This window comes from Arthrobacter sp. Sr24, assembly GCF_054511175.1.
The window spans coordinates 1-23,997 of the sequence record NZ_JBTNDB010000040.1; the positions used below are offsets into that span (position 1 = coordinate 1).

The following is a 23,997-nucleotide window of genomic DNA, read 5'->3' on the forward strand; positions in this document are numbered from 1 at the left end:
CCCCCCGACCCCCGCCCCCACCACCCCTCCCCGCCTGTGTCTGTCCCTTCCGCCTCTCTACAACCGCCCCCCCCCCCCGCCGTCGTACTTAGGAAAGAAACTGCCAGTTGATGGGCTTAGCTACAGCCTCTCAGTGGCGTACTTTGGTGCGTTTGCGGCGCCCGTTGAATAGAACGAGCAAGACGCCCGCAGCACCCAGACCCAGCGCGATTGTCAGTGGCGCCATGCTGCCAAAGCCAGTATTCGCTAGATCCGAGTCTGCGTTTTCATCAGCAGCTGAGTCGGTGCTAATGCCGGTGCCAGGGCCGATACCAGTGCCGGTACCAGTGCCGGTAGCCGGGGTGCTGGCGGCCGGAACGCTTGTGGCAGGAGTACTCGGTGCCGCGGAGACCGTGGCAGAAGGGGAAGGGGCACCAACGTCGGTCAACGTTGCAGACCACTGAATTTTACTGCCCGTGGCGAAGCGGTACCAGGGTTGCGGTACGGCGACCACGGTAGTCTCGCCCCGAACAGCTGCTGTGCCGTGGGTAGCGCTCAGCAATTGACCATTGACATACCAATCAATGCCGGAAGTTTGTGAAACTCTGACAATGTCCTGAGCTGTTCCCGGCAGGTCCTGGAACACCGGGGCGGCCGGGGTGATTGCTGTTGTCAGGACAGGGACCTTCTTGAAATCCATATCGCTGGCCAAGTAGTAGGAAGTGTAACTTGGCTGGTTGTAGGTGGTGTTCTGGCGAGCAACTTCGGCCCGGTACTGTGGATCCTGCATCGGCGTGGGCAGTTTGTGCGTGGTGACGTCGGTGCTTGTGTAAATGCGCAGCGCCGAAGAGTCCTCGGTACGCAGCAGCAATTCCTCGCGCCAGTCCCCGAACACATCGGCGATGAGTGCGGCATTGCCCTTGGTGCCGTTGTTACTGAGGGTTCCGGTGGCGGTCAAGACCGTACCGTCAGTCCAATCGTCGATAGTGGGAGTGCCCGTTCCGCTGTTGTTGAGAAGCTGCGTTGTCATGTCCGCGGCCCAGCGAATCGACTGGTTGGTGCCGGGAGTTTCTTCAGATAAGGTCTCGCCCGTGGAGCTCAGGAGGCCGCTGGCGTCAGTGCCGCCGGGCATGCTGGACCACATTTCAATTCCGGGTACGTCGCTGCGCACGTCGCCGATCATCCCGCGTCCGGTGTCCTTGCCGGAGTAGGCGCCGAACAGCACCTCGCCGGTCTTGGCATCACGCATGGCGGATCCGTAGGGTGCGCCAGCACCGCCCTCATGAACTGTAAAAATCTCCAAGCCCGGACGGTTGGGGTCGAGGTCGGCCACATGCATGGCATCACCGTGGCCCAATCCGGCCATTTCGCCGGGAGCGGCGCTGTTTTCCGGGAGTACGTCAGCTGAGGAGTAAAGAACGCTGCCATCGTCATCAATGGTGGCGGCGCCGTAAACAATTTCCTGCTTGCCGTCCCCATCTACATCGGCGGCGCTCAGTGAGTGGAAGCCCTGGGTTGTGAGTTTTCCGTACACCGGATCAGAGCCCTCGACGCCATGAGGTGAATCGTTGAAGGGGTTACTCATGGGCGCGTGTCCGCTGTCGATCAACCAGCGTTGTTTCAGATTGGTGCCATCCCAGTCGTAGGTGGCCATGGTGGTACGCGTGTAATACCCACGCGCAAAAACAGCCGAGGGGTGGGCGCCGTCAAGATAAGCAACACCAGCCAGGAAACGGTCCACACGGTTACCTGGTTCAATGCGCGACATGGCGTAATCGCCCCAGAGCAGTCCGTCATCGCCGCGGCCCGGCTCGTAGGTGACGGTTTGCAATTCCTTGCCCGTGGCACTGTCAAATACGGTCAAATATTCTGGTCCGTCAATAATGAAACCCTCGAAGTTGCGCAATACATTGCGGGCACTGCGGGAGGGTGCGTAAACATCCATGAAGTAGTCAGCGAGCTCTTCGGCGCTATCCTTCGACAGGGGGTAGCTGTGCGTTACCGGAACACCAAAGGCCTCTTCCAAAGTAGCGGGCCAATTGCCGGCAACAACTTCAGGGTGCTCAGTCCAGCCCTGGAACATCTGCACCACGTGGGCGTAGTAATCAGCGGGGCTCAACCGGTAGTCGTCACTGTTGGCGTAGCCGGCGTCAAGATCAGTTTTGGGCAAGGTAACGAAGGATTCTGTGGCGGATTTCCCGGCGCTGTTGTAGCTCGTCGACTTTGTGCCAGGGGCAGTCTTGAGGATGGTTTCGGAACGGCCATCGCCGTCGAAGTCGTAGACCATGAACTGTGTGTAATGCGCGCCAGCCCGGATATTGACCCCAAGATCAATGCGGTTCAGTAGTGTTCCGTCAATTTTGTAGGTATCCAAAAATACCGGACCTGTGTAGCCAATCTGGGAAACGTCCTTTGAGTTGGACGGGTCCCACTTGACGATGTATTCGTACGTTCCGTCGCCGTCAACATCGCCTACGGAAACGTCATTGGCTGAGTAGCTGTACGGCTCGCCCACCGGAGTGACGCCGTCGGCGGGGCGCTGCAGCGGCAAGTCATAGTAACCCTTGGCCCACGCTGTCACCGAGGCGCTGGCGGCCAGTTCAATCCCGTTGACCACGGGAGCTACGGTGTAGCTAGATGTCGCCGTACCAGCTGGATCCGCGAAGTTTGTGCTGTCTGTAACGGTGGCGATCTTGGTGCCATCCCGGTACACAACGAAGTCGGGACCGAGCATGCCCTTCTCTGTCGCGCCCGAAGTTTCGGAGGCCAAAAGGCGCCAGCTGAGGAAGGTACCTTCGTCCGTTGAGACCGCGACAAGGCCCCGATCAAGGGCTTCGAACTGCACCGTATTTGCCGGGGCTATTGCTCCTGTGTCGCTAGGCGCGGCCATAGCTCCTGACGCTGTTCCGGCAATTAGACATGTTACGACCGCGGCGCTGGCAAAAGCGCTGTCATAAATGCTGCGCGACCTCTTATTGAGATTCGTCATTGATTCCCTTGCTGTTGTTGAAACGGTGGAGGAACTGTTGTGAAACTGCGGTTAAAGCACCTCACCTTCCGCGAGGGAATACTCCTGTGCGGGAAGAGTGGCGATAGCGACGTCCCAAGGCCAGCTGGTGGCATGCCGCATCGCCTCGTGGCGCGAAGGTGGCCACGCGGAGAAGAGTTGAACGACGCTAGAAAGTGGGATTGGGGTGAGTGAAGAATAAATAGTCTGGAAAACGCTTACCATTCATCCTGCACGAGACGTCGATGAAGATCAATGAATCGATACAAAATTTCTTTGAGAAACTTTTATGTGACGTGCGTTTCATTTTTCGGTGGTGGCTGCACTCGTAGTCTGGGATCTCTAGGCCGGTCCGCAGCCGTTAGCACCAGGCCGTCTGTACAGAAACTTCTTGTCGGCGGGTGGAGGGTCATGCGGACTGGATCGAAAGAAGCGAGGGCTCAGCTTCTGTGGATTATTGCTCTGCTTCTCTAGTGCTTTATTGCTCGAGCGCGGCTTGCAGGAGTCGCAAAGCCTTTGGGCCAACTCCGTGAAGCGCCGCGAGATGATCGAGGCCGAAGCGCTCTGCATCATCCAAGGTAAGTATTCCTGCTTCTGCTAATGCTCTGACGGCTGGAGCGCCAATTTTCGGAAGAGGTCGCGGGGTGTCCATGAGGGGAAGCTTACGCGCCGTTTCATCCGCCTGCAGTCTGGCCCGCCACCAATTATCGCAACGACACCGATACTGAACTTCGTCTACTTTGCGCACTCTGGTCGCGGGTAGGCTCTTGGTATGTTTCGTTGGTCCAAGAGCACTGCTAAAAACCTTCCCGCTGAACTGTCACTGCCTTGGCGCGGATCCACTCTCGAAGCGGAAGAGGTGTGGGTTCCTTGGGGGAGAAAAGGAGCTCGGTCCGTCCGTTGTGTGCAATTGAGCGTTGCCGGTCTTCAGGTTCGCCTTCATCCAGCCGAGCTGGGCCAGCTGGTGAGCGGAAGGCTTTCCATCACAGATTCTGGTTGGGGCGGTGACGCAGGATTTCTTGTCAGGGCTGGTTCTGTGGCTGGCGGCACCGATGCCTTCGAATGGACATCAAGTTTGCCCAAGGATGCCATCGCCTTGCTCATGGAACCCATGACCGAGCCGCCTCCTGTGGTGCTGAGCGGTTCGGAACTGGCGAGCTTTTCCGCGTGGGTACAAAAACTTGCGAGTTAGATAGCCGCCAGCGCCTGCGCCAGATCCGTCCGCAAATCCTCCACGTCCTCCAGGCCTACCGAGAGGCGCAGGAAACCATCCGAGAGCCCAATGGCTGCACGGCCATCCGGCCCCAAGGCGCGGTGAGTGGTGGTGGCCGGATGGGTGATGAGGGATTTGGCGTCACCGAGGTTATTGGAAATATCGATAATGGACAGGGCATTGAGCAGCGCAAAAGCAGCGTCCTTGCGGGTGCCGTTGGCAGGCTCGGCCAGCTCGAATGTCAACACCGTGCCCCCGGCTGTCATCTGTTTCTTGGCCAACTCGTACTGCGGGTGCGAGGGTAAATAGGGGTACAGAACGCGCTCCACCTGCGGCTGCGTCTCCAAGAATTCGCCCAGTGCCAGCGCGTTGTTGCACGAATGGGTCACGCGCAGGTTCATGGTTTCCAGGCCCTTCGTCAGCACCCAAGCGTTGAAGGCCGAGAGCGCAGGGCCCGTGTGGCGCATGAGGTTCTTGACCGGTCCGTCAATGAACTCCTTGCTCCCCAGGATGGCTCCGCCCAAGACCCGGCCCTGCCCGTCAATGTGCTTGGTGCCCGAGTACACAATGATGTCTGCACCAAAATCACCGCACTTCTGCAGTAGGGGAGTGGCGAACACATTGTCGGCCACCACCTGAGCGCCGGCAGCATGGGCCAGATCGCATACGGCCTGGATGTCCACAATCTCTTGCATGGGGTTGGACGGCGACTCAAAGAATACGGCCGTAGTCGGAATGCTCAACGCCTCGCGCCACTGATCCAGATCTGGCCCATCCACGAACACTGTTTCCACACCCCAGCGTGGTAGCAATTCGTTCAGGATGACAAAGCAGGAGCCAAAGAGCGAGCGTGAGGCCACCACCCGGTCCCCGGCAGCCAGCAAAGCGCCCAAGGCGGTGAAGACCGCGGACATGCCGGACGCCGTCGCAAAGCAGGCTTCCTTACCTTCGAGTAACCGCAGCCGTTCCTGGAACGTGGCCACGGAGGGGTTGCCGTAGCGCGAATACACGAAGCGGTCCACCTCTCCGGTGAAGGCGGCCTCTGCAGCTTCGGCGGATTCATACACAAAGCCGGAGTTTAAAAACAGGGCCTCGGAAGTTTCTTGGAAGTTGGTGCGGTCAAGCCCGCCGCGCACGGCCGCAGTGTCCGCGGACCATGTGGCTGCGTGCTCGTTAAAGTTACTCAATTACTTATCCTTGGCTTTCGCTGATGCGTGAGATGGCCGGGTGTTGAGGTGCGCTCGTGCTGAGGTTTGGTGTCAGCGCCAGGGCAGGCTGCGGTTTTTCCAACCGTCTAGGACGCGGTCGCCAAAGCGATCGGGTTGGCCCTCGAAGCCCTCCAGTACGTTGTACGCCGTGTACCCAGCCGCGGTTGCTGCCTCGGCCGCGGCAATGGAGCGCACGCCCGAACGGCACAGCATAACCAGCGGCTTCTCGGTGGGCACGGAAGCTTGGAGTTGCGCTAAGAAATCGGGGTTGTTGGTGCCGTTGGCCAGGTTCCATTGGATGAAGACCGGCTCAGTGTTCAGTGCGGAGGTGTCAGGGACACCAATATGGGCCCATTCAGCTTCGGTGCGCACATCCACCAAGGTGGCTCCGGCCGCTACATGTTCCCAAGCTGTTGCCGGAGCTAGGTCCCCTGCGTACCTCACGCGATGCCCTCGCCGTCGAACTCCAGCTCGGCGTCCAGATCATCCACGGCGTTGGCCACTGCGGCATCGCTACTAGCAACTGCCTGAGGGAGGATCACGGCTTGGGCACAGATCACGCTGGTGCCATTGAAGGTGACGGCGGGCCCGCCGTGGAGCACGTAGCCGTCGTCGAGGGCCGCTGAGATGCGCTCACAGAAAGAGCGATCGTCGGGGCCAGTGATGAGCCGGTAAGCCAGGGGTGATTCGTCCGTGGACATGTTCTCTCCTCATTGCAAGTGGCCATAAGGCTGCAAGCGAGAGCTGAGGGCGGTGCCTCAAAGGATCGGACCTTGAATAGCCGCACCGGGGTTCACGCTTGCAAACTTCAGCCGTGGAAGCTGGGTTTGCCGAGTAGTCACCTGAGGCACCCCGCCGGAAAGAGGGTTGCCGGCCAGCAAGTCAGGGCTTGATACTGGCACTCATTACTCCCCTTGAAAGTAACACATCAGCCGCTGATGGCGACCTAGAAAAGGGCCTGTATGGCGCAAAATGACGACAGCGCTACAGACGTGCTAATCATGGGCTCAACCTTGGGATGAAAGCGTGGCATGAAAGCTTCGCCTCAGCCGCGGTCTAGGACCGCAATCAAGGCTAGTTCAGACTTTCAGATACCTAGAGGGTCTGTGCGAGTAGCGCTGAAAGCTCTGCCGTCAGCTCTGCCCGGATCTCCGGCGTGCCAATTTCCGCTCCGTCAATGGTGTTCACAGGAGCCAATAGCCGCAGGCTGGAAATCAGCCACACGGCGTCGGCGTCCAAAAGATCAGCTGGCGTGACGGGACCATAGCCCAGCTCCCAGCCGGCGTCCTTGGCCGCGGCAAAGAGGGCCCCTTGCGTGGTGCCGGGCAGGATGCCGGTGTCCAGATGGGGTGTGATGAGCCGCTTTACTGGCACTTTAGAGTCGTCGGAGATGTGCGCTAAAAGTACCGAAGACGTGGGACCCTCCAACACGAGCTGGTCGCCGCTGGTGAAGATCACGTCATCAGCGCCCTGGCTATGGGCATGGCGCAGGGCCGCCATGTTCACCGCGTACGAAAGGGTTTTGGCGCCCATCAGAAGCCACGGGGCGCGGGCGGAAATGTCACTGTCGTAGCCGCGCTCCAAGAGCAAAACGTCCAAACCCTTGGCGCGCTGTGCAGCTAGGGCAAGGGAAACGGGGCTGACCGTGACCCAGGCTGTGGGGGAGTTGGTGCCTTCGGGGCCGCGAGTGACTACCAGCTTCACCACGCACTGCCCGGGTTCGCCAGCAGCGGCAGCATCACTGACACGGTAGGCCGTGAGCGCCGTCGTAATGGCCGATTTCCAGTGTTCGGCAGGAGGAATCTCCAGATCCATGGTGCTGGCGGAGATGGCGAGGCGGTCAAGGTGGGCCTGTATTTTGCGGGGTGCGCCGTCCACGGCCAGCATCGATTCGAAGATGCCATCGCCGCGTGTAACGCCCTGGTCCGTGGCCAGAATGCTGGGTTGGGTGGGATCTGCCAGTCGGCCGTGCGGGTGGGTGGGGTCTAGGAACACCAAAACAGTCATGGTGTCGAGCATATCCCCACCCACCCGCTCCCGAGCCGCGGCCATGTCCTGAACGAATGCCGCCGATACTGCTCGCTGCCGTCGATATATCGGCGGCAGCGAGCATTATGGGCGGCACCAAGGCGGCGGCACCCAGCGTGAGCCAGATGCCGCCGTCGTACGTAGAAAACTAGCTGAGCTGGGACAGCACAGACTTGCCGAAGGTGAAGGCGCGGATCAAGCCCACCACGCCCAGCACGATCAGCATGATGGCGGTCACGAGCAGCAGCCATGCGGCCGTCCATGTGGGAACGGCCAGCACCACGACGCCGGCGATGACACTGAGGGCGCCGAAGATGATGGCCCACAAGCGGCTGGAACTCTTGCCGGCCTCGACCATGGCGATGATGCCTTCAATGATCCAGCCAATGCCGATCATGATGACCGTAAAAATCAGCAGGGCCTCACCTGTGGCGGCCGAATTTCGCAGGGCGATGATGCCGGCCACCAAGATGAACAGGCCAAGCAGTACATCCAGAATCCGTGTTCCGGCCGAGAGGCTGTGGCTGAAAATGCCGATGGCGATCTTGACGGCGCCGGTGATCAAAAAGTTAATGCCCAAGAACACCGCCACGACGGCCAGCGTTTTAGTGGGCCACAGCAAGAGAATGGCACCCAGAATTAAGGCCGCTGCGCCGCTGACGCCGAACGCAATCCGCAGGCCTTTAACGGCCTGAGCGGTCAGCTTGTGTGGATCAAGTGCGAAGGAGTCAAAAGTGATTTGAGTGCTGCTGGGGATGTTCACGGGTGGGCCCTTCATTTGATGGGTCAAATTACTGGTCAGCTTATCCGGATAGCAGGGTCTTGGACTCGATGTGTCGGGACGTTCTACGGAGCGCTGCGGAGGCGGAATTGCCTATAGGCTGTTGTCATTTATCGACGCCGTGATGTGGCGGCAACTGGACCGGCTAAGAGAGGATGCCTGGATGATCTGGACGGCAGTTAGTTTTCCCACCGGGAACGTCTGGCTGACGACACTTCTGTTGTTCGCTGACTTGGCCATCCGTGTGGTCATGCTTGGCATCATCCCCGGCAATCGCCGCCCCACCACAGCCATGGCATGGCTGCTGTGCATCTTCTTCCTGCCCTACGTTGGCCTGATCCTCTTCCTTATGTTTGGTAACTTCCGCCTTTCACGGCGGCGGCGGGAGGCGCAGGATGCTGTTAATCGTCGAGTGGTGGAAGGCACCAAAGATATTGCGGACCTAGTCCCGGAATATGAGGGGCCGGCATGGGTGAAATCCGCTGTTGAATTGAATCGTAATCTCGGTTCCTTCCCAGCGATAGGTGGTAACTCCGTACGGCTCATTGAGGGCTATCAGGAATCACTTGACGCCATGGCTGATGAAGTCAGCAAGGCCGTTAAGTACGTCAACGCCGAGTTCTACATCATGAGCTCGGATCACTGCACTGAGCGGCTATTCACAGAGCTTGAAGCTGCGGCGGCACGGGGTGTTCGCGTACGTGTGCTCTTTGACCACATTGGCTCGTGGCGGGTCCCCGGTTATAGGGCGATGATTCGACGGCTCGAAGCCAGTGAGATCCAGTGGCGGCGCATGCTGCCGCTGCTGCCCGTCAAGGGTCAGTGGCGCCGGCCGGATTTGCGCAATCACCGCAAAATTTTGGTAGTCGATGGGCGGGTGGGATACACCGGTTCACAAAATGTCATTGAGCCCTCCTATCGCAGTAAGAAGAACCGCAAAATTGGGCGTGAATGGGTGGAGCTCATGTCGCGGTTGGAAGGGCCCATTGTGGGCACGCTCAACGTTATGTTCTCCACGGATTGGGCCGCTGAAACAGAGGAAAGCCTCGAGGAACAGCTTGCCAGCTACCACTGGGATTCCTTCTCCGGGGGTTCGCTCTGTCAGGTGATACCCAGCGGTCCTGGATTTGTCACCGAGAACAACCTCCGCTTATTCAACACCTTGCTGTACTCGGCCGAAGAATGCATCACCATTTCCAGCCCGTACTTCGTTCCAGATGATTCCCTGCTGTATGCCATCACCACGGCAGCCCAACGTGGTGTTGTGGTTGAGCTGTTTGTTTCCGAGGCGGGGGATCAGCTCTTGGTCCACCACGCTCAGCGTTCCTACTATGAAGCGTTGTTGAAGGCTGGGGTGCGGATATATCTGTACCCCAAGCCGTTCGTGCTGCACGCCAAGCACTTCACTGTGGATTCCGATGTGGCTGTGATTGGTTCCTCCAACATGGATATGCGCAGCTTCTCGCTCAACCTTGAAGTCACGGTCATGATGATTGACAGCGAGGTGGTCAATCGGATGCATGAAGTTGAGGATCACTACCGTTCCATCTCCCGAGAACTACAACTCGAAGAGTGGATGAACCGTCCCATGCTGGCTCGTTATGTGGACAATGTGGCCCGATTGACGGCCACGATTCAGTAGCCCGATCAGCCCGGGAACGTCGAACCGAGTGTTGATAGAACACCGTGTGCCTTGGCCTGAATCTCATCCCATTCCGCGCCGTCCTCGGAGTCTGCCGTGATGGCGCCGCCGATCCCCAGCGAAAGGTGTGTGCCGCCGTCGTCCGCGTCTTGGAACACCAAGGTACGGATCACCACTGACAAATCCGTGGCCGCATTGAGCGAGAAATAGCCAATAGCGCCTGCGTAAATACCGCGCGGGCCAGCCTCGAGATCATCCAGGATAGCCATGGTGCTGATCTTCGGGGCGCCCGTCATGGACCCGGCGGGGAACGCGGCGGCCACGGCCTGCGCCCTGGAATTGCCTGGGGCCAGTTGAGCCTCGATGGTGCTGACCATCTGATGCACCGTGGCGTAACTTTCGATCGCGCACAGCCGCGGCACGGTCAGTGAATGTGGCAGGGCGAAACGCGAGAGGTCGTTGCGGAGCAGGTCCACGATCATCACATTTTCCGCCCGGTCCTTGAGCGAGGTGCGCAGATCGTCCTTGAGTGCGGCGTCGGCGGCAGGATCTTCACTACGCCGGCGGGTGCCCTTGATAGGCTCGGCCCGCATCAGCCCATCCGAGTCAATGCGCAGGAAACGCTCAGGGGACGTGCTGGCAACACTCAGTGCGCCAAGTCGCAGAAACGCCGCAAAAGGAGCCGGATTGCGTCTCCGCAACGCCTTGTACGTGTCCCACGGATCCATGGGTTGCGCGGTGTGGGCCTCGAGGGTGGTGGTCAGGCAGACCTCGTAAGAGTTGCCCTCGTAAATCTGGGCCTGCGCCGCCGCGATCATGTCCTTGTAGCGGCGCTCGCCGTCCCGGGCTGTGAAAATCGGGGCGATGCCGGGCTCACTAATGCCGGGCTCACTAATGTCACGCTCACTAATGCCCGACGGCGTGGGGTTGGCGAGGGCGGTTGCGTGGGCAGCTCGTGCCGCGGCTAGGAATTGGTCCGCTTCTCGGTGCGACTCTAGCTGGTGGACGTCCGTCAAGCTCAGCACGTAGAGGCAGTCTTCGCGGTGGTCAAGAACCAGGGCGCGGCCGGCAAAAAGCAGAGCGGCGTCCGGAATCGGACCGAGGCCCGGTTCTGGGTTCGGGACCAGGTCCAGGCCCGGTCCTGGGCGCGGGCGGTATTCCGGTGTTGCGGCGCCACCGGTTTCAGCCTTGAGTTCGTAACCCAAGTAGCCCAGCCAGCCGAGGGTGAAATCGCCAGGGTAATGTTCCGGGGCGCGCACTGCTTTGCGCCCCCATACCGAATCTAGCCAGTGGAAGAACGGTCCGCGGATGTGGGTGGTAACTTGGCCGGCGGATATGGTTGTTTGGCCGTCTTCGTGACGAGCAAGCTGACCAAAGTGACCGGAGTTATCGGCCATGATGGAGAAGCGGGAGCGGTCCGCCGCGCTCTTTTCGGCAATGGAGCTATCCAGCCATACGGCATGCTCGGATGCGCCATAGAGGGCGTGGAAGAGTTCGGTAGGAGCTGGCAATCCTTCGAGCCGGACGGCGGAAAACTCAAGTCCGCGGCGCCGGGCTAATTCCGGGGCCAGTACATTCTCCATGGCTGGAAGCTGAGTCAGGGCTGCTAGCACCAGCTCCGGAGCGTTGGCCACCCCGTGCGTACCGTCAACAACAATGTCCGCTTGCTCCGGTACGAGGCTTCCTTCCAGTAGGAGGTCTTCCTGATCGGCCCACAAGTCCCAAAATGGCGCATACGTCTCGCCGTCGCGCTCAAGGGCCCGCTGTTTCCTGTTATGGCTGGGCGCATCAACCCAAATGACGGCGTCCAAGTACGCAGCCGCGCCGCCGTGTGAAGATCCCACACCTTCGACAATCACTACCGGGGCCAGCTCGGTGGTGCGGGAGGCGCCGTCGTGCTTGGCTTCCCAGTCCCACGGCGTCCAGGTGGCGGGCAGGCCTAAACTCAGGGGCGCCAAAACTGTTTCAACGTAGCGTTCCACACCGCCAGCTAGGCCATCCCACCCGGGATATATGTCCTCGAGGTGGAAGAGCGATACGTTGCGATGGCGTCGCAACAGGGCCGCCAATTCCACCGCAACAGTGGTTTTCCCGGCGCCGGAACGGCCATCGACGGCAATGATCACGGGCCTAGCCACGGACATAGTCCACAATGCCGGGCAGGGCTGCGGAAATCAGATCCCAGCTGCGCGCAAAGTCTTTGGCGTTGCCGTACCAGGGATCGTGAATACCTTGTTGAGCGGGCTCGGCATGGGCCACTTCCGGGTCAAAAGAGCGCAACATGCGAACTTTCTGTGCGGCTGCGGCGTTTGGTGCCAAAGCGCGCAGATCCTCGTAATGGTCAAGGTCCAAGGCCAGAATGAGATCCCGCTCGGCAAACCACACCGGATTGAACGTACGTGCGGTGTGGCCGGTGGCCTCAATGCCGTGGCCAGCCAGCTCGGCTAGGGCACGTGGATCCATGGGGTTCCCCACCTCCCAAGCGGAGGTTCCAGCGGAGTCCACCTCAACGTTCAGACCTGCTTGCGCGGCGGCGTCCGCCACCATGAATTCAGCCATGGGGGAGCGGCAGATATTGCCGGTGCAAACGGTGATGATCCGGTAGGGAGTGGTCATTGATTCAGTCTATCGGCGCATGGCTGCGGAGCGCGCTTTCGGGGGAGGTGCCTGCGGGGGAGGTGCGGCGCCCGCACCTGGACGAACTGTTAAACGAGCACCAACAAGATACCCACAACGATGAACAGGATCCCGAAGATGCGGTTCAGGATCAGCTGTCCGCGGGGACTGGTGGTGAGGTGTTTGAGCTGTTTGGCACCCGCGGCAAAGATGAACCACATGACGATGATGTCGATGACCACCACGGTTGCGGTCAAGATGAGGTACTGCGGCAGTAGCGGTTCGGCTGGCCGGATGAACTGAGGCATGAACGCCAAGAAGAAAACAATCGCCTTCGGGTTCAGGAGATTGACCCACAGCCCTCGGCGGAACATCGACAAGCCAGATTCGACGGCGGCAGGTGCGGCGTCGTCGTCGACCTTTTCGGCTTTGGCCAGCAGCTTCCGGACACCCAAATACACCAGATATGCGGCGCCAACATAGCGAATCAGCATGAACAGCAACGGGGAGTTGGAGACGATGATCCCCACACCCGCAGCCACGATGACCACGTGGATCACGAGCGCCAATTGCTGGCCCATGATGCCCCAGATGGAGCGGCGGAATCCCGCGGTCAGCGCATTCGACATGGTGTTGATGGCGCCCGCACCCGGGGTCAGAGAGATCATGGCGCCGGCGCCTAGCAGGGCCAGCCAAAGGGAAAATTGCACCCGCTTAGCTTACGCGCCATGGGCCAGGGGTCCGTGCGCTGGCGGTTAGCGACCGGGATATGACAGATCTGGTGCGTGTCTCGGCCGTCGAGCATCCTCCCAGAAGGTCCAACTATGATGAAGCAAATGAGCGCTCCCACACATCGATTCGGTCTCAACCGCCGCCATTTTCTCCAGCTATCCACGCTGGGCCTCGGTGTGGGAGCCATGGCCGCGTTGGCAGGGTGTGGCGGCACGGCAGGCGGAGAGCCGCTGGCCACTGTCGGCAAGATTGATTTCCAAAATAAGCTGCATGTCCCGCCCCTGGCGCAGTCGGAAGTCAAGGACGGGCTGCGCATTTTCAATCTTGTGACCCAAGCCGGTCAATCGGAGATCGTACCCGGCGGAAAGACCGATACCTGGGGCGTCAATGGGGCGCTTCTGGGGCCGACGCTGCGAGTACGTCGCGGCGAGGAGATTCGCCTCAATGTGAGCAACGAACTTGACGAGCCCACTATCTTGCACTGGCACGGCATGCGCCTACCCGCGGCAGCCGACGGCGGTCCCCACCAGATGGTTGAACCCGGCGCCATTTGGTCTCCCTCATGGACCGTCAACCAGCCCGCGGCGACTCTCTGGTACCACCCGCATCCGCACGGACAGACCGAACGCCACGTTTACAAGGGGATCGGCGGCATGTTCATCCTCGACGACGATGAAGAAGGCGCGCTGGAACTTCCCCGCGACTATGGCGTGGACGACATTCCCGTCATTGTCCAGGACAAATCGCTCTCCGGGAACGGAGCGCTTGTTGAGACCGCACGGATCGGCGTCGGTATGCTGGGCACTACGGTGCTGGTCAATGGCACGGCCGCCCCCGTGCTGAATGTGGTGGCCGAGCACACGCGGTTGCGCCTGCTGAACGCTTCCAGCGCTCGCAGCTACAACTTCGGCTTTTCTGATGACCGCACGTTCACCATGATCGCCAGCGACGGCGGCCTCCTGGCAGCACCTGTGCCGCTGAGCCGGATCATGCTGACCCCTGGTGAGCGTGCTGAAATCATCGTTGCGGCGGCCCCTGGCGAAACCGTGACATTACGTTCTTTTCCGCAGGACTTGGGTGTTTCAGATACCCGTTCGGCAGACGCCGGTGCGCATGACGTGCTGGATATTCTCCTGCTGAAGGCTGCCGCCGCGCTGAGTCCAGCAGCCCCGATTCCGGCACAGCTTGCCGCTGTGGAGTATCCAGATCCGGCCCTCGCGGGAGAAATGCGGATGTTCCAGCTCGGCGATAACGTCATTAACAACAAATTCATGGATATGGACAGGATTGACCTCTCAGTCAAGGCCGGGGCAACGGAAGCCTGGGCTGTGCTCAATGCCCACAATCAGCCGCACAACTTCCACATCCATGACGTGCAATTCCAGATCCTCTCCCTCAACGAACAGCCGCCTCCGCCGGAACTCGCGGGCTGGAAGGACACCATTTACGCGCCTCCCGGTGTGACCATCCGGTTGCTCATGAAATTCGGAGAGGATGCTGACCCCGTGATCCCGTACATGTACCACTGCCATATGTTGTGGCATGAAGATAAGGGCATGATGGGCCAGTTCCTCGTGGTGGATTAGCGTTCCGGCGCGGACTCGCCCGACCTCGCAGGGATTAGACCCGGGCTAAAATTTCGCCATTGGGCATGAGGAACCAGCCGTCTTTGCTGGCACCCCACGCACGCCAGCTGTCCGAGATGCGTTGCAACGTGCCGGCATCGGCCAATCCGTAGGCCACGGCCTGCTCTGCAAATGCTGAGCCCACTGTTCGCTCCGCCCAAACGCCCGCCAGCCAGGCTCGCTGCTCTGCCGTTGCGTAGAGCCAATTGGCGGACGACGCCGTGACGTCGGCAAATCCCGCATCGTGCGCCCAGTGCAACAACCGTCGCCCGGCGTTTGGTTCTGCCCCGTTGTGCCTCGCCACCTGCTGGTACAGATTCATCCAATCATCCATTTCAGGCACCTCCGGATACCAGAACATGCCGTGAAAATCGGCGTCCCGCACGGCCACGATGCCGCCGGGCTTGGTCACCCGGCGCATCTCTTTGAGGGCACTCACGGGATCGGTCAGGTGTTGCAAAACTTGGTGCGCGTGGACAACGTCGAAGGAATCATCGGGGAAGTCGAGTGCGTAAACATCGCCGGTGCTAAAGCTCAGATTGGCCAGATGCTGGTCCCGAGCCAGTGCGGTGGCCGTGGCAACCACTTCCGGAGAACGGTCAAGGCCCAGCACCGCACCCGGGGCCACGAGCCGGGCAAAATCGGCCGTAATAGTGCCAGGGCCCGAGCCCACATCGAGCACGCGCAGCCCGGGGGTGAGGTGCGGGATCAAATATGCGGCCGAGTGTTCAGCCGTCCGCGAGGCGTGCGATCGCAGCACGCTCTCGTGATGCCCGTGCGTGTAAACATCTCCCTGCTTTCCGCTTTGTTGCGGTTGCTGTTGCTCGTTCATAAGTGGAGGCTACGCCTGGCCAACCGGATGTGGCCACTGTGTCTTGTGGTGCGGACCAGTCTTGTGGTGCGGACCAACACGCTTTGCGTTCATCGAGTTCTGACCTTAGCGACCAGATGCATGGTTGTAGCCATACATCTCGCCGCTAAGGTCAGAACTCGATGCGGATGCTCGCCACAGACGGCAGGCACGGCTAAACCCACAGGCGGCAGGCACGGCTAAACCTAGAGGCGGCGGGATCAGGGAAACAAAAGGGTGAAGGGCACCACTAAACCCGGCCATCCGGCGTCGAACGTGTTCGCCTAAAGTGAAAGTTGAGCCGACTGCGCTCAACTCTATTTGACATGGAACTGAGTCTGAGTAAAGTTGAGTGCAGAACGCTCAATACCGCTGGTTGAGCGACCCCGTCACAGAGGCGGAACTGTTCACAGCGGCTCATGAAAGGAACCACTTATGTCACGTGCCGTAGGTATTGACCTCGGAACCACCAACTCTGTTGTATCCGTCTTGGAAGGTGGCGAGCCCACCGTTATCGCCAACGCTGAAGGCGGTCGCACCACCCCCTCAGTAGTTGCCTTCTCCAAGACCGGCGAAGTTCTGGTTGGCGAAATTGCCAAGCGCCAGGCCGTCAACAACATCGACCGCACCATCGCTTCCGTCAAGCGCCACATGGGCACCGACTGGACAGTCGCGATCGATGACAAGAAGTACACGGCGCAGGAAATTTCCGCCCGTACCCTGATGAAGCTCAAGAACGACGCCGAAGCTTACCTGGGCGAAAAGGTCACCGACGCTGTCATCACCGTCCCGGCCTACTTCAACGACGCTGAGCGTCAGGCCACGAAGGAAGCCGGTGAAATCGCAGGCTTGAACGTGCTGCGTATTGTCAACGAGCCCACCGCTGCCGCTTTGGCTTACGGTCTGGAAAAGGGCAAGGAAGACGAGCTCATCCTCGTATTCGACCTCGGTGGCGGAACGTTCGATGTTTCCCTGCTCGAAGTTGGCAAGGACGAAGACGAGTTCTCCACCATCCAGGTGCGCGCAACTTACGGTGACAACCGCCTCGGTGGCGATGACTGGGATCAGCGCATCGTTGACTTCCTGCTCAACCAGCTCAAGGTCAAGGGCATTGACTTGTCCAAGGACAAGATCGCCCTGCAGCGTCTGAAGGAATCTGCTGAGCAGGCCAAGAAGGAACTCTCCTCGGCTTCCAGCACCAACATTTCACTGCAGTACCTCTCCGTTACCGCTGACGGTCCGGTGCACTTGGATGAGCAGCTGACCCGTGCCAAGCTCCAGGACCTGACCAAGGATCTGCTCGAGCGCACCAAGAAGCCCTTCAACGACGTCATCAAGGAAGCCGGCATCAAGGTTTCTGACATCGATCACATCGTGCTCGTCGGTGGCTCCACCCGTATGCCTGCCGTTGTTGAACTGGTCAAGGAATTGGCTGGCGGCAAGGAGCCCAACAAGGGCGTCAACCCGGATGAGGTTGTAGCCGTTGGTGCTGCCCTCCAGGCTGGTGTGTTGAAGGGTGAGCGCAAGGACGTTCTGCTCATCGACGTCACCCCTCTGTCCTTGGGTATTGAAACCAAGGGTGGTGTCATGACCAACCTGATCGAACGCAACACGGCCATCCCCACCAAGCGTTCCGAGACCTTCACCACCGCCGATGACAACCAGCCCTCGGTTGCCATCCAGGTCTTCCAGGGTGAGCGTCAGTTCACTCGCGACAACAAGCCGCTGGGCACGTTCGAGCTGACCGGTATTGCTCCGGCTCCGCGCGGCGTCCCGCAGGTTGAGGTCACCTTCGACATCGATGCCAACGGTATTGTGCACGTTTCCGCTAAGGACAAGGGCACCGGTGTGGAGCAGTCCATGACCATCACTGGCGGCTCCTCGCTGTCCAAGGATGACATCGAGCGCATGGTTCGTGAAGCTGAAGAGCACGCAGCCGAGGACAAGGAACGCCGCGAGGCAGCCGATCTGCGTAACTCCGCAGAGCAGCTGCACTACTCGGTGGACAAGGTTCTGGCTGACAACGATGACAAGCTCTCCGACGAGGTCAAGAATCCCGTCAAGGAAGATGTCACCGCTCTGAAGACCGCTCTTGCAGGCGACGACGACGCAGCCGTAAAGACCGCGTTCGAGAAGCTGCAGGCTTCACAGTCTTCACTGGGTGAGGCTATTTACGCCGCAGCTCAGGCTGAGGGTGCAACGGCCGACGCCGGCGCATCTGAAGGTGCCGCTGCTTCCGATGGTGCTCCTGAAGAAGACATCGTAGACGCCGAGATCATCGACGAAGACGCAGACGAGAAGAAGTAAGCATGTCTGAATCCGTAAACCCCGAAGAGGTCCCAAAGGACGAGTCTGTGGATCCGGCCAACCCGGTAGGCGATTCTGCCGCAGCTGGTGCCGAAGGCGATGCACTCTCGCAGGCCGAAGAGATCCTCAACGGTGTTGAGGTTCCGGCGCAGGAGTCCGTGGCTCAGGGTAGCGACGCCGCAGAGGCCGCCGAGTTGAAGAATGACCTTCTTCGCTTGCAGGCCGAGTACGTCAACTACCGCAAGCGTGTTGAGCGCGACCGCGCCGTTGCCGGCCAAATGGCTGTCATCGGTGTCCTGAACTCGCTGCTTCCGGTCTTGGATGACATCGATGCTGGGCGTACTCACGGCGACATCGTCGATGGACCGTTCGCGGCAATTGCCACCAAGCTGGAAACGGCTTTGGCCACCTACGGTCTAGAGAAGATCGACGCCGTTGACGTCGCCTTTGACCCGACCATTCACGAGGCGCTGATTCAGCAGCCTTCGGCCGATGTTGAAATTGACACGGTCAGCCAGGTCCTGCGCAACGGTTACAAGTCCGGCGAGCGTATTCTGCGCGCCGCTCAGGTGATCGTGGCAGTCCCAGAGTAAGAAACCCCTAGTGGTCGAGTCTGTTGAGGCCAATGGCCTCGACAGACTCGACCCTTGGGATTAACCCACAAATTTTAGAAAGGAGACGTCTTGGCAAGTCAGGACTGGGCAGAAAAAGACTTCTACAAGATTCTTGGGGTATCCAAGGATGCTTCCGAAGCCGATATCAAAAAGGCCTACCGAAAGCTGGCCCGCAAGTACCACCCGGATACAAATTCCGGGGATCCACAGGCGGAAAAGACCTTCAAGGACGTCTCCGAAGCGTATTCCGTGCTCTCCAGCAAGGAAGACCGCGAGCAGTACGACGCCATCCGTGCCATGGGCGGCGGCGCCCGCTTCAGTGCTGGCGGAGCTGGCCAAGGCGGTGGCGGTTTTGAGGACGTCTTCGGTGACCTCTTCGGCGGCGGCCGCGGCGCACCCCGTGGCGGATCTCGCGGCAATCCCGGCTTCAGCGGCTCGGGCCTGCCCCCGGAATTCGCAGACCTGTTTGGTGGCGGTGGCGGCGGCTTCGGCGGATTTCAGCCCACACCCACCAAGGGTGCGGACCGCACAGCATCGACCAGTATTTCCTTCGGCGGTTCCATCAACGGCACCAAGATTGGCCTGCGTGAACCCAATGGCGAAGTCATTGATGTCCGCATCCCCGCAGGCATCAAAGATGGCCAGAAGGTCCGGGTCAAGGGCAAGGGCCAGAGCGGTGCAGCCGGTCCCGGCGACCTAATGGTCACCGTCAACGTCAAGGCTCACGAATTCTTCATACGCGACGGCAACAACATCCGAATCCACGTCCCCGTCAGCTTCCCCGAAGCTACCTTGGGTGCAGATATCAGCGTCCCCACCTTGACCGGGGAAACGGTGCGCGTCCGCGTTCCAGCAGGTACGCCGTCGGGTCGCACTTTGCGTGTCAAGGGTGCCGGCGTGCAGTCCAAGAAGGGCGACGGCGATCTGCTCGTCAGCATCGACGTAGCCGTTCCGCAAAAGCTCAGTAAGGAAGCCGAAGAGGCAGTCCGCGCTTTCGCTGCCGCGACTGCCGACGGCGATCCCCGCGCGGGGCTGGCGGATAAAGCCAAGCTGTAGCCGCCGGCTTAGTTCCGGCATCGGCTCGAACCCGGCACCGGACACGCTCCACCCGCTGGATCTCGACAGCTTCGATCACCGACCCACTCCACCCAAGGAAGGAAATTGCAATGATTATTGACCCGCATGCACCGATCTTTGTGATTTCCGTGGCGGCCGAACTCGCGGATATGCATCCGCAGACCCTGCGCCAGTACGACAGGATGGGGATCGTCAAACCCAACCGGGCCCCTGGCCGGGCCCGGCGATATTCACAGCATGATGTGAGCATGCTCCGTGAGGTCCAACGGCTCTCCCAAGAGGGTGTTTCGCTGGAGGGCATTCGGCGGATTATGGAATTGCAGAATCAGGTTGATGCGCTGCGTGCCAAGGTGGTGGAGCTAAGCGAATCGCTCGAGGCTGTCACGGCTGAGATGCACTCGCGACCACCGCGCCCCAACAGTCGGGTGTTTGCTGCCGGACTGTTGGGTGGAGACATCGTGGCCCTGGCAAGGGGTCAACGTCCACGCCCCCGCAGCCAAGCCCTGGTGGTGTGGCGCCAACAAGAACTTCCTACGAAGAAGTCGATTACAGCAAAAAAGCGCTGACCAGCCAGGCCGTAAAGGCCTGCATGGTCAGCGCTTTTCTATGCTCGCAGCTCACTTGGAGCCTCGCAATATCAGTCTCGGAACAGCCCGGCCAGATCCGTGGCCGTCAAAGCCCCGCCTGAGAGTGAATCCCCGCTCATCACATCAGAGAACAGCTGGGATTTCTTGGCCTTGAGCGCCATGACCTTTTCCTCAATGGTGTCCTTGGCGACGAGCCTATAGACCATCACGTTCTTCTTCTGGCCAATGCGGTGCGTACGGTCCACGGCCTGCGCCTCGGACGCCGGGTTCCACCATGGATCCAAAATGAATACGTAGTCAGCCTCGGTCAGGTTCAATCCGAAACCACCGGCCTTCAAGCTGATGAGGAACAGCGGGGCGTCACCATTTTTGAATTCATCGACGACGGCGGCCCTATTCCGGGTGCCTCCGTCCAAATACGTGAAGTCAATGCCTTCGGCAATGAGCCGCTCCCGAACCTTGCCCAAGAAGCCAGTGAACTGGCTGAAAATCAGGGCGCGGTGACCTTCCTTAACCACGTCCTCCAACTGTTCAAAGAGCACGTCCAACTTCGAGGAGCGCACACCCGCCTGGCCCTCATCCACAAGAGAGACGTCCAAACTGAGCTGACGCAGCAGCGTCAGCGACTGGAAAATGGTGAAGCGGTTCTTGTTCACATCTTCCAACAGTCCCAGGATCTTTGCCCGCTCACGTTGCAAGTGGGTCTGGTAGATCTTTTGGTGCCGCGGGTTGAGTTCCACTTCCAGGATTTGTTCCTGCTTGGCCGGCAGATCTGCAATGACCTGTTCCTTGGTGCGGCGCAGCATGAGTGGTTTGACCCGTGCACGCAGTTTCGCCAGCAGCTCGGAGTCGGCGTTCTTTTCAATGGGGCGCTGATAGAACTCGGCAAAACGCTTCGGGCTGGGGAACAAGCCCGGGGCCACAATGGACAGCAAGGCCCACAGCTCCATAAGGTTGTTTTCCATGGGGGTACCGGTGACGGCCAGCTTGAAGGGAACCTTCAGTTTGCGCACGCACTGGTACGCCTTGGACTGGTGGTTTTTCACGAACTGGGCCTCATCCAGGATCAGCCCGGCGAAGGGCTGCATGGCGTATTCGGCAAAGTCAATGCGGAAGAGCGCGTAGGAGGTAATGACAATATCGGCCCCGGCAAAGAAATCTGCGGAGATCAGTCCGCTCTTGGCAAAGGTTTCAGAGACAGTAACCACCCTCAGCTCCGGCGCGAACTTCACGCTTTCACTGGCCCAGTTACCCACCACGGAGGTGGGTGCCACCACCAAAAACGGTGACTTCAGGTCCGGGTCCTCGGCCTTGACCTGGCTCACCAGAGCTAGTGTCTGCACGGTCTTACCTAGACCCATGTCATCGGCTAGCACCCCACCCAGCCCAAAGCTGTAGAGGAAATGCAGCCAGTTGAAGCCGTCCAACTGGTAAGGGCGCAGCGTCGCATTCAGCCCAACAGGAGCGGGCAGCGGATCCGGTGATCCGCCGTCGAGCAGTCCGGAAACCGCTTCGCGCCACGCCTGGGCCTGCTCATCCACAATGCCCAGCTGAGCCAATTCGTCCCACAGACCAGCTTGGAAGCGGCTGATTCGTAGCTGGCCGTCCTTGCTGTCATTGAGGCTGCGGGCTTCATCGATCAGCGCCCGCAGTTGGTGCAGTTCCGGGCGGTCCAAGGAGAAGTACGCACCGCTTGGCAGCAGCATGCGCGTGTTCCCTGCGGCCAAGGCGGAGAACACGGCCGCGAAGGAGACGTACTGGCCCTCTAGCGTGATCACAATGCCCAGATCGAACCAGTCCCGTTCATCGGTGGCTTTGGTGGAAATCGTGACGATTGGAGCTTCTGTGACCTCACGGTAACTGGCGATGTCACCGCTGGTCTCAACTTTAATGCCGGGCAAGTCTTGCAGCCGGGGCAGCACAGTTTCGGTGAATGTGAGTGTGTCCAGACCGCTTAGGGAAGCCGAGCCAGCCAAGGTGGGTTCACCCCACGAATGGTTGGCGGCCACACCCATGGCCGTGATGTCCTCCCACGGCGCGCCTACCAGCTCCAAGATCCGTGCCTCGGCGCCGGCATCCCGAACAGCGGTCTCACCCAGTTCGGGCCACAACGGCAAAGAGGTGACCCGGGTACCTACGGGGTAGTGCCATTCCCAGTGCAACCGCACCGTGTGATCGCTGCCGTACGCGGCCAATAGCGACAACGTGGGCTCCACATAAGCTGGCAACTCCACCGAATTGTTGGCTGAGACCACCGGTGCTGCCTGTTTGAGCTGGGGATAAAACTGAGTCAGGAACTTATCCCTGGCCTGCTCCGGGATGTGAACAGTTTCCTTGCGTAACGCAAAATCCAGTAGCTGCGGTGAGGTGCCGGCGGGCAGCGGCGCCAAGGTCACAGTGCCAGGTGCCGTGGAGGAGCGGTTGGGCGTGCTGGATGCAGCCGTGGCGTCGTTCTCGCCCTGATTGGAGAAGAACAAACCATAGATGGGAGAGCCAATAGCACCCACCACCTCGGCGGCGACGGGTGCGCCGTCGAGCTCTATCAGCGGACCAACGTCCAAGGAGCCGGACTCACCCTGTGTGACATCGAGCTGAAGAGTAGCTTCTAGGCTACTGACATGAATAGGGTCCCCGGAGCCCGACTGGATTAGGGCAACACCGCTCTTGTGCGCGGTGGCCAACAGCTGCCACAGGTTCCGTCCGGCAAAGTCGTTCAGCGACAGCCAAGCCCCGGCGTTGCCGTGGTTGAACTGGCGAGGGCTGTGTGAGGACAAGAATTCGGTGAGCCATTCCAGCTGGGTACGATCGTGGGCGCCACCATAAGTGAGGTAGCCCAAGGTGGCCCAGCTGACGCCGGATTTGACCCACTTGCCCCGCGTTCCCATGACCACAGGACGGACATTGAGGACCGGCTGCGAAGGCACGGTACTGCCGCGGCCCCGGTAGGAAAAGCGCGGCGGCGGCACATGAAGTTCAAATTGCAGGCCCAATGCCGGGGTATCCGGGCTGGGGCCGGTCGCGGCTGGCGGCAGCAGCGCCGAAAGGGCCGCTTCCCACGAATCCACGGCAGGAGCGTCGGGGGCTGGAGCGGGGGCGGCTTTGCTGTCCTTGGCTTTGGCCAGCAGGGTTTCCAAGAACGTGGGTTCCCGCGGAGCTTCTTCCGGAACAAAGAAATCAGTGAAGGCGGGGTCGCTTTCGGCGGCGGCAATCAGGGCCACCACGTGCTTACAGTTTTGCCGAACGGGGCAGTTGCAGATTCCCACGCGGCAGGCGATCACGCCGTCGTGCTCACGGACCAGTTTGGCTGTGGCCCGGTAGACCTGCGTTCCTAATACTTTGCCGGAGAGCAGCCCAGTGGCCGGTTCCAGCACAATGCTGCTGACCCGGTCCTCGTCGGCGTAGACACGGCCGGCGGTAATGGACATCTCAGTAAATTCGGCGATCCGCGTCATCAAATTTGTTCCAGCGGAGGGGTGCGTCACGGAACTGTTCCACCTGTCGGTTGGGAGTGGCCCTAGGGGCAGAACCACATCTATCAATCCTACGCAGTATTGGCGGGCATGTTTACCCTGTTCGTCCCTGTGCCAAAAATGTGCTTGTCCGGTGGAGTCTGCCCTTTTTGGGCAAAGTACGACGGCGGGGGGGGGGGGGGGGGGGTGGGTTCACCCCTCCGCCCGGACACCACCCTGACCCCCTCCCTCCTTTTTCTTTCTTCTGTCTTTTTTTTCTTT

Annotated in this window: 18 protein-coding genes and 1 riboswitch; of the genes, 7 read left to right on the forward strand and 11 right to left on the reverse strand. The window is 60.1% G+C overall.

All coding sequences use genetic code 11. The features are described 5' to 3' along the window. Positions 1–130 precede the first annotated feature (130 nt). Positions 131–2,968, reverse strand: a complete 2,838-nt coding sequence (locus ACX80D_RS17030) for a rhamnogalacturonan lyase (protein ID WP_459324058.1) — start codon at positions 2,966–2,968, stop codon at positions 131–133. Positions 2,969–3,758: 790 nt separating this feature from the next. On the opposite strand from ACX80D_RS17030, the gene ACX80D_RS17035 reads away from it, so the two are divergent. After that, positions 3,759–4,178, forward strand: coding sequence for a hypothetical protein (locus ACX80D_RS17035; RefSeq protein ID WP_459324059.1), 420 nt, complete (start codon positions 3,759–3,761; stop codon positions 4,176–4,178). Here the strand turns inward: ACX80D_RS17035 and ACX80D_RS17040 are convergent. The 5 genes from ACX80D_RS17040 to ACX80D_RS17060 all read right to left on the reverse strand — a co-directional run bounded on the left by ACX80D_RS17040 (position 4,175) and on the right by ACX80D_RS17060 (position 8,198). Further along, complete coding sequence (locus tag ACX80D_RS17040) at positions 4,175–5,386, reverse strand: O-succinylhomoserine sulfhydrylase (RefSeq protein ID WP_459324060.1); 1,212 nt, start codon at positions 5,384–5,386, stop codon at positions 4,175–4,177. The two genes, ACX80D_RS17035 and ACX80D_RS17040, sit on opposite strands and share 4 nt — an antisense overlap. Before the next feature lie 72 nt (positions 5,387–5,458). Next, a complete protein-coding gene (locus ACX80D_RS17045; RefSeq protein ID WP_459324061.1) occupies positions 5,459–5,851 on the reverse strand; it encodes a rhodanese-like domain-containing protein in 393 nt (130 codons plus the stop codon). After that, positions 5,848–6,108: a DUF1737 domain-containing protein gene (locus ACX80D_RS17050; RefSeq protein ID WP_459324062.1), complete on the reverse strand. Its 261-nt coding sequence runs from the start codon at positions 6,106–6,108 to the stop codon at positions 5,848–5,850. Before ACX80D_RS17050 ends, ACX80D_RS17045 begins: the two co-directional genes overlap by 4 nt. Positions 6,109–6,197: 89 nt before the next feature. Then, positions 6,198–6,317: riboswitch (SAM riboswitch) on the reverse strand. A gap of 185 nt (positions 6,318–6,502) precedes the next feature. Further along, positions 6,503–7,414, reverse strand: a complete 912-nt coding sequence (locus ACX80D_RS17055; protein ID WP_459324063.1) for an aminodeoxychorismate lyase — start codon at positions 7,412–7,414, stop codon at positions 6,503–6,505. Positions 7,415–7,583: 169 nt separating this feature from the next. Continuing rightward, positions 7,584–8,198, reverse strand: a complete 615-nt coding sequence (locus tag ACX80D_RS17060) for an HdeD family acid-resistance protein (protein ID WP_459324064.1) — start codon at positions 8,196–8,198, stop codon at positions 7,584–7,586. Between the two features lie 181 nt (positions 8,199–8,379). On the opposite strand from ACX80D_RS17060, the gene cls reads away from it, so the two are divergent. Next, positions 8,380–9,858 carry a cardiolipin synthase gene (cls, locus tag ACX80D_RS17065; RefSeq protein ID WP_459324065.1) on the forward strand — a complete coding sequence of 493 codons (1,479 nt, stop codon included), beginning with the start codon at positions 8,380–8,382 and terminating at the stop codon, positions 9,856–9,858. Positions 9,859–9,863: 5 nt separating this feature from the next. Here cls and pabB read toward each other — a convergent pair whose 3' ends face one another. The 3 genes from pabB to ACX80D_RS17080 form a co-directional block, all read right to left on the reverse strand. Further along, complete coding sequence (gene pabB, locus ACX80D_RS17070) at positions 9,864–12,002, reverse strand: aminodeoxychorismate synthase component I (RefSeq protein WP_459324066.1); 2,139 nt, start codon at positions 12,000–12,002, stop codon at positions 9,864–9,866. Further along, the gene (locus ACX80D_RS17075; protein WP_459324067.1) at positions 11,989–12,474 is read right to left on the reverse strand and encodes a low molecular weight protein-tyrosine-phosphatase; all 486 of its coding nucleotides are present in this window, start codon (positions 12,472–12,474) and stop codon (positions 11,989–11,991) included. The genes pabB and ACX80D_RS17075 overlap by 14 nt, the downstream gene beginning before the upstream one ends. Positions 12,475–12,563: 89 nt before the next feature. After that, a complete protein-coding gene (locus ACX80D_RS17080; protein WP_459324068.1) occupies positions 12,564–13,184 on the reverse strand; it encodes a LysE family transporter in 621 nt (206 codons plus the stop codon). Between the two features lie 126 nt (positions 13,185–13,310). Between ACX80D_RS17080 and ACX80D_RS17085 the strand changes: the two genes are divergently transcribed. Continuing rightward, on the forward strand, positions 13,311–14,792 hold the full coding sequence (locus ACX80D_RS17085; RefSeq protein ID WP_459324069.1) for a multicopper oxidase domain-containing protein: 1,482 nt from the start codon (positions 13,311–13,313) through the stop codon (positions 14,790–14,792). Positions 14,793–14,826: 34 nt separating this feature from the next. Here ACX80D_RS17085 and ACX80D_RS17090 read toward each other — a convergent pair whose 3' ends face one another. Then, positions 14,827–15,663, reverse strand: a complete 837-nt coding sequence (locus ACX80D_RS17090; RefSeq protein ID WP_459324070.1) for a methyltransferase domain-containing protein — start codon at positions 15,661–15,663, stop codon at positions 14,827–14,829. Between the two features lie 453 nt (positions 15,664–16,116). Here ACX80D_RS17090 and dnaK point away from each other — a divergent pair, with 453 nt between their 5' ends. The 4 genes from dnaK to ACX80D_RS17110 all read left to right on the forward strand — a co-directional run bounded on the left by dnaK (position 16,117) and on the right by ACX80D_RS17110 (position 20,245). Next, complete coding sequence (gene dnaK, locus ACX80D_RS17095; protein WP_459324071.1) at positions 16,117–17,988, forward strand: molecular chaperone DnaK; 1,872 nt, start codon at positions 16,117–16,119, stop codon at positions 17,986–17,988. Between the two features lie 2 nt (positions 17,989–17,990). Further along, positions 17,991–18,581, forward strand: a complete 591-nt coding sequence (locus ACX80D_RS17100) for a nucleotide exchange factor GrpE (protein ID WP_459324072.1) — start codon at positions 17,991–17,993, stop codon at positions 18,579–18,581. A 90-nt stretch (positions 18,582–18,671) separates the two neighbouring features. Beyond that, positions 18,672–19,658 (forward strand): DnaJ C-terminal domain-containing protein, encoded by a 987-nt coding sequence (locus ACX80D_RS17105; RefSeq protein ID WP_459324073.1) that lies wholly within the window; start codon positions 18,672–18,674, stop codon positions 19,656–19,658. Positions 19,659–19,768: 110 nt separating this feature from the next. Beyond that, the gene (locus ACX80D_RS17110) at positions 19,769–20,245 is read left to right on the forward strand and encodes a heat shock protein transcriptional repressor HspR (protein WP_459324074.1); all 477 of its coding nucleotides are present in this window, start codon (positions 19,769–19,771) and stop codon (positions 20,243–20,245) included. Positions 20,246–20,316: 71 nt separating this feature from the next. Here the strand turns inward: ACX80D_RS17110 and ACX80D_RS17115 are convergent, their stop codons facing one another. Next, a complete protein-coding gene (locus ACX80D_RS17115) occupies positions 20,317–23,691 on the reverse strand; it encodes a DEAD/DEAH box helicase (RefSeq protein ID WP_459324075.1) in 3,375 nt (1,124 codons plus the stop codon). Between the last annotated feature and the right edge of the window lie 306 nt (positions 23,692–23,997).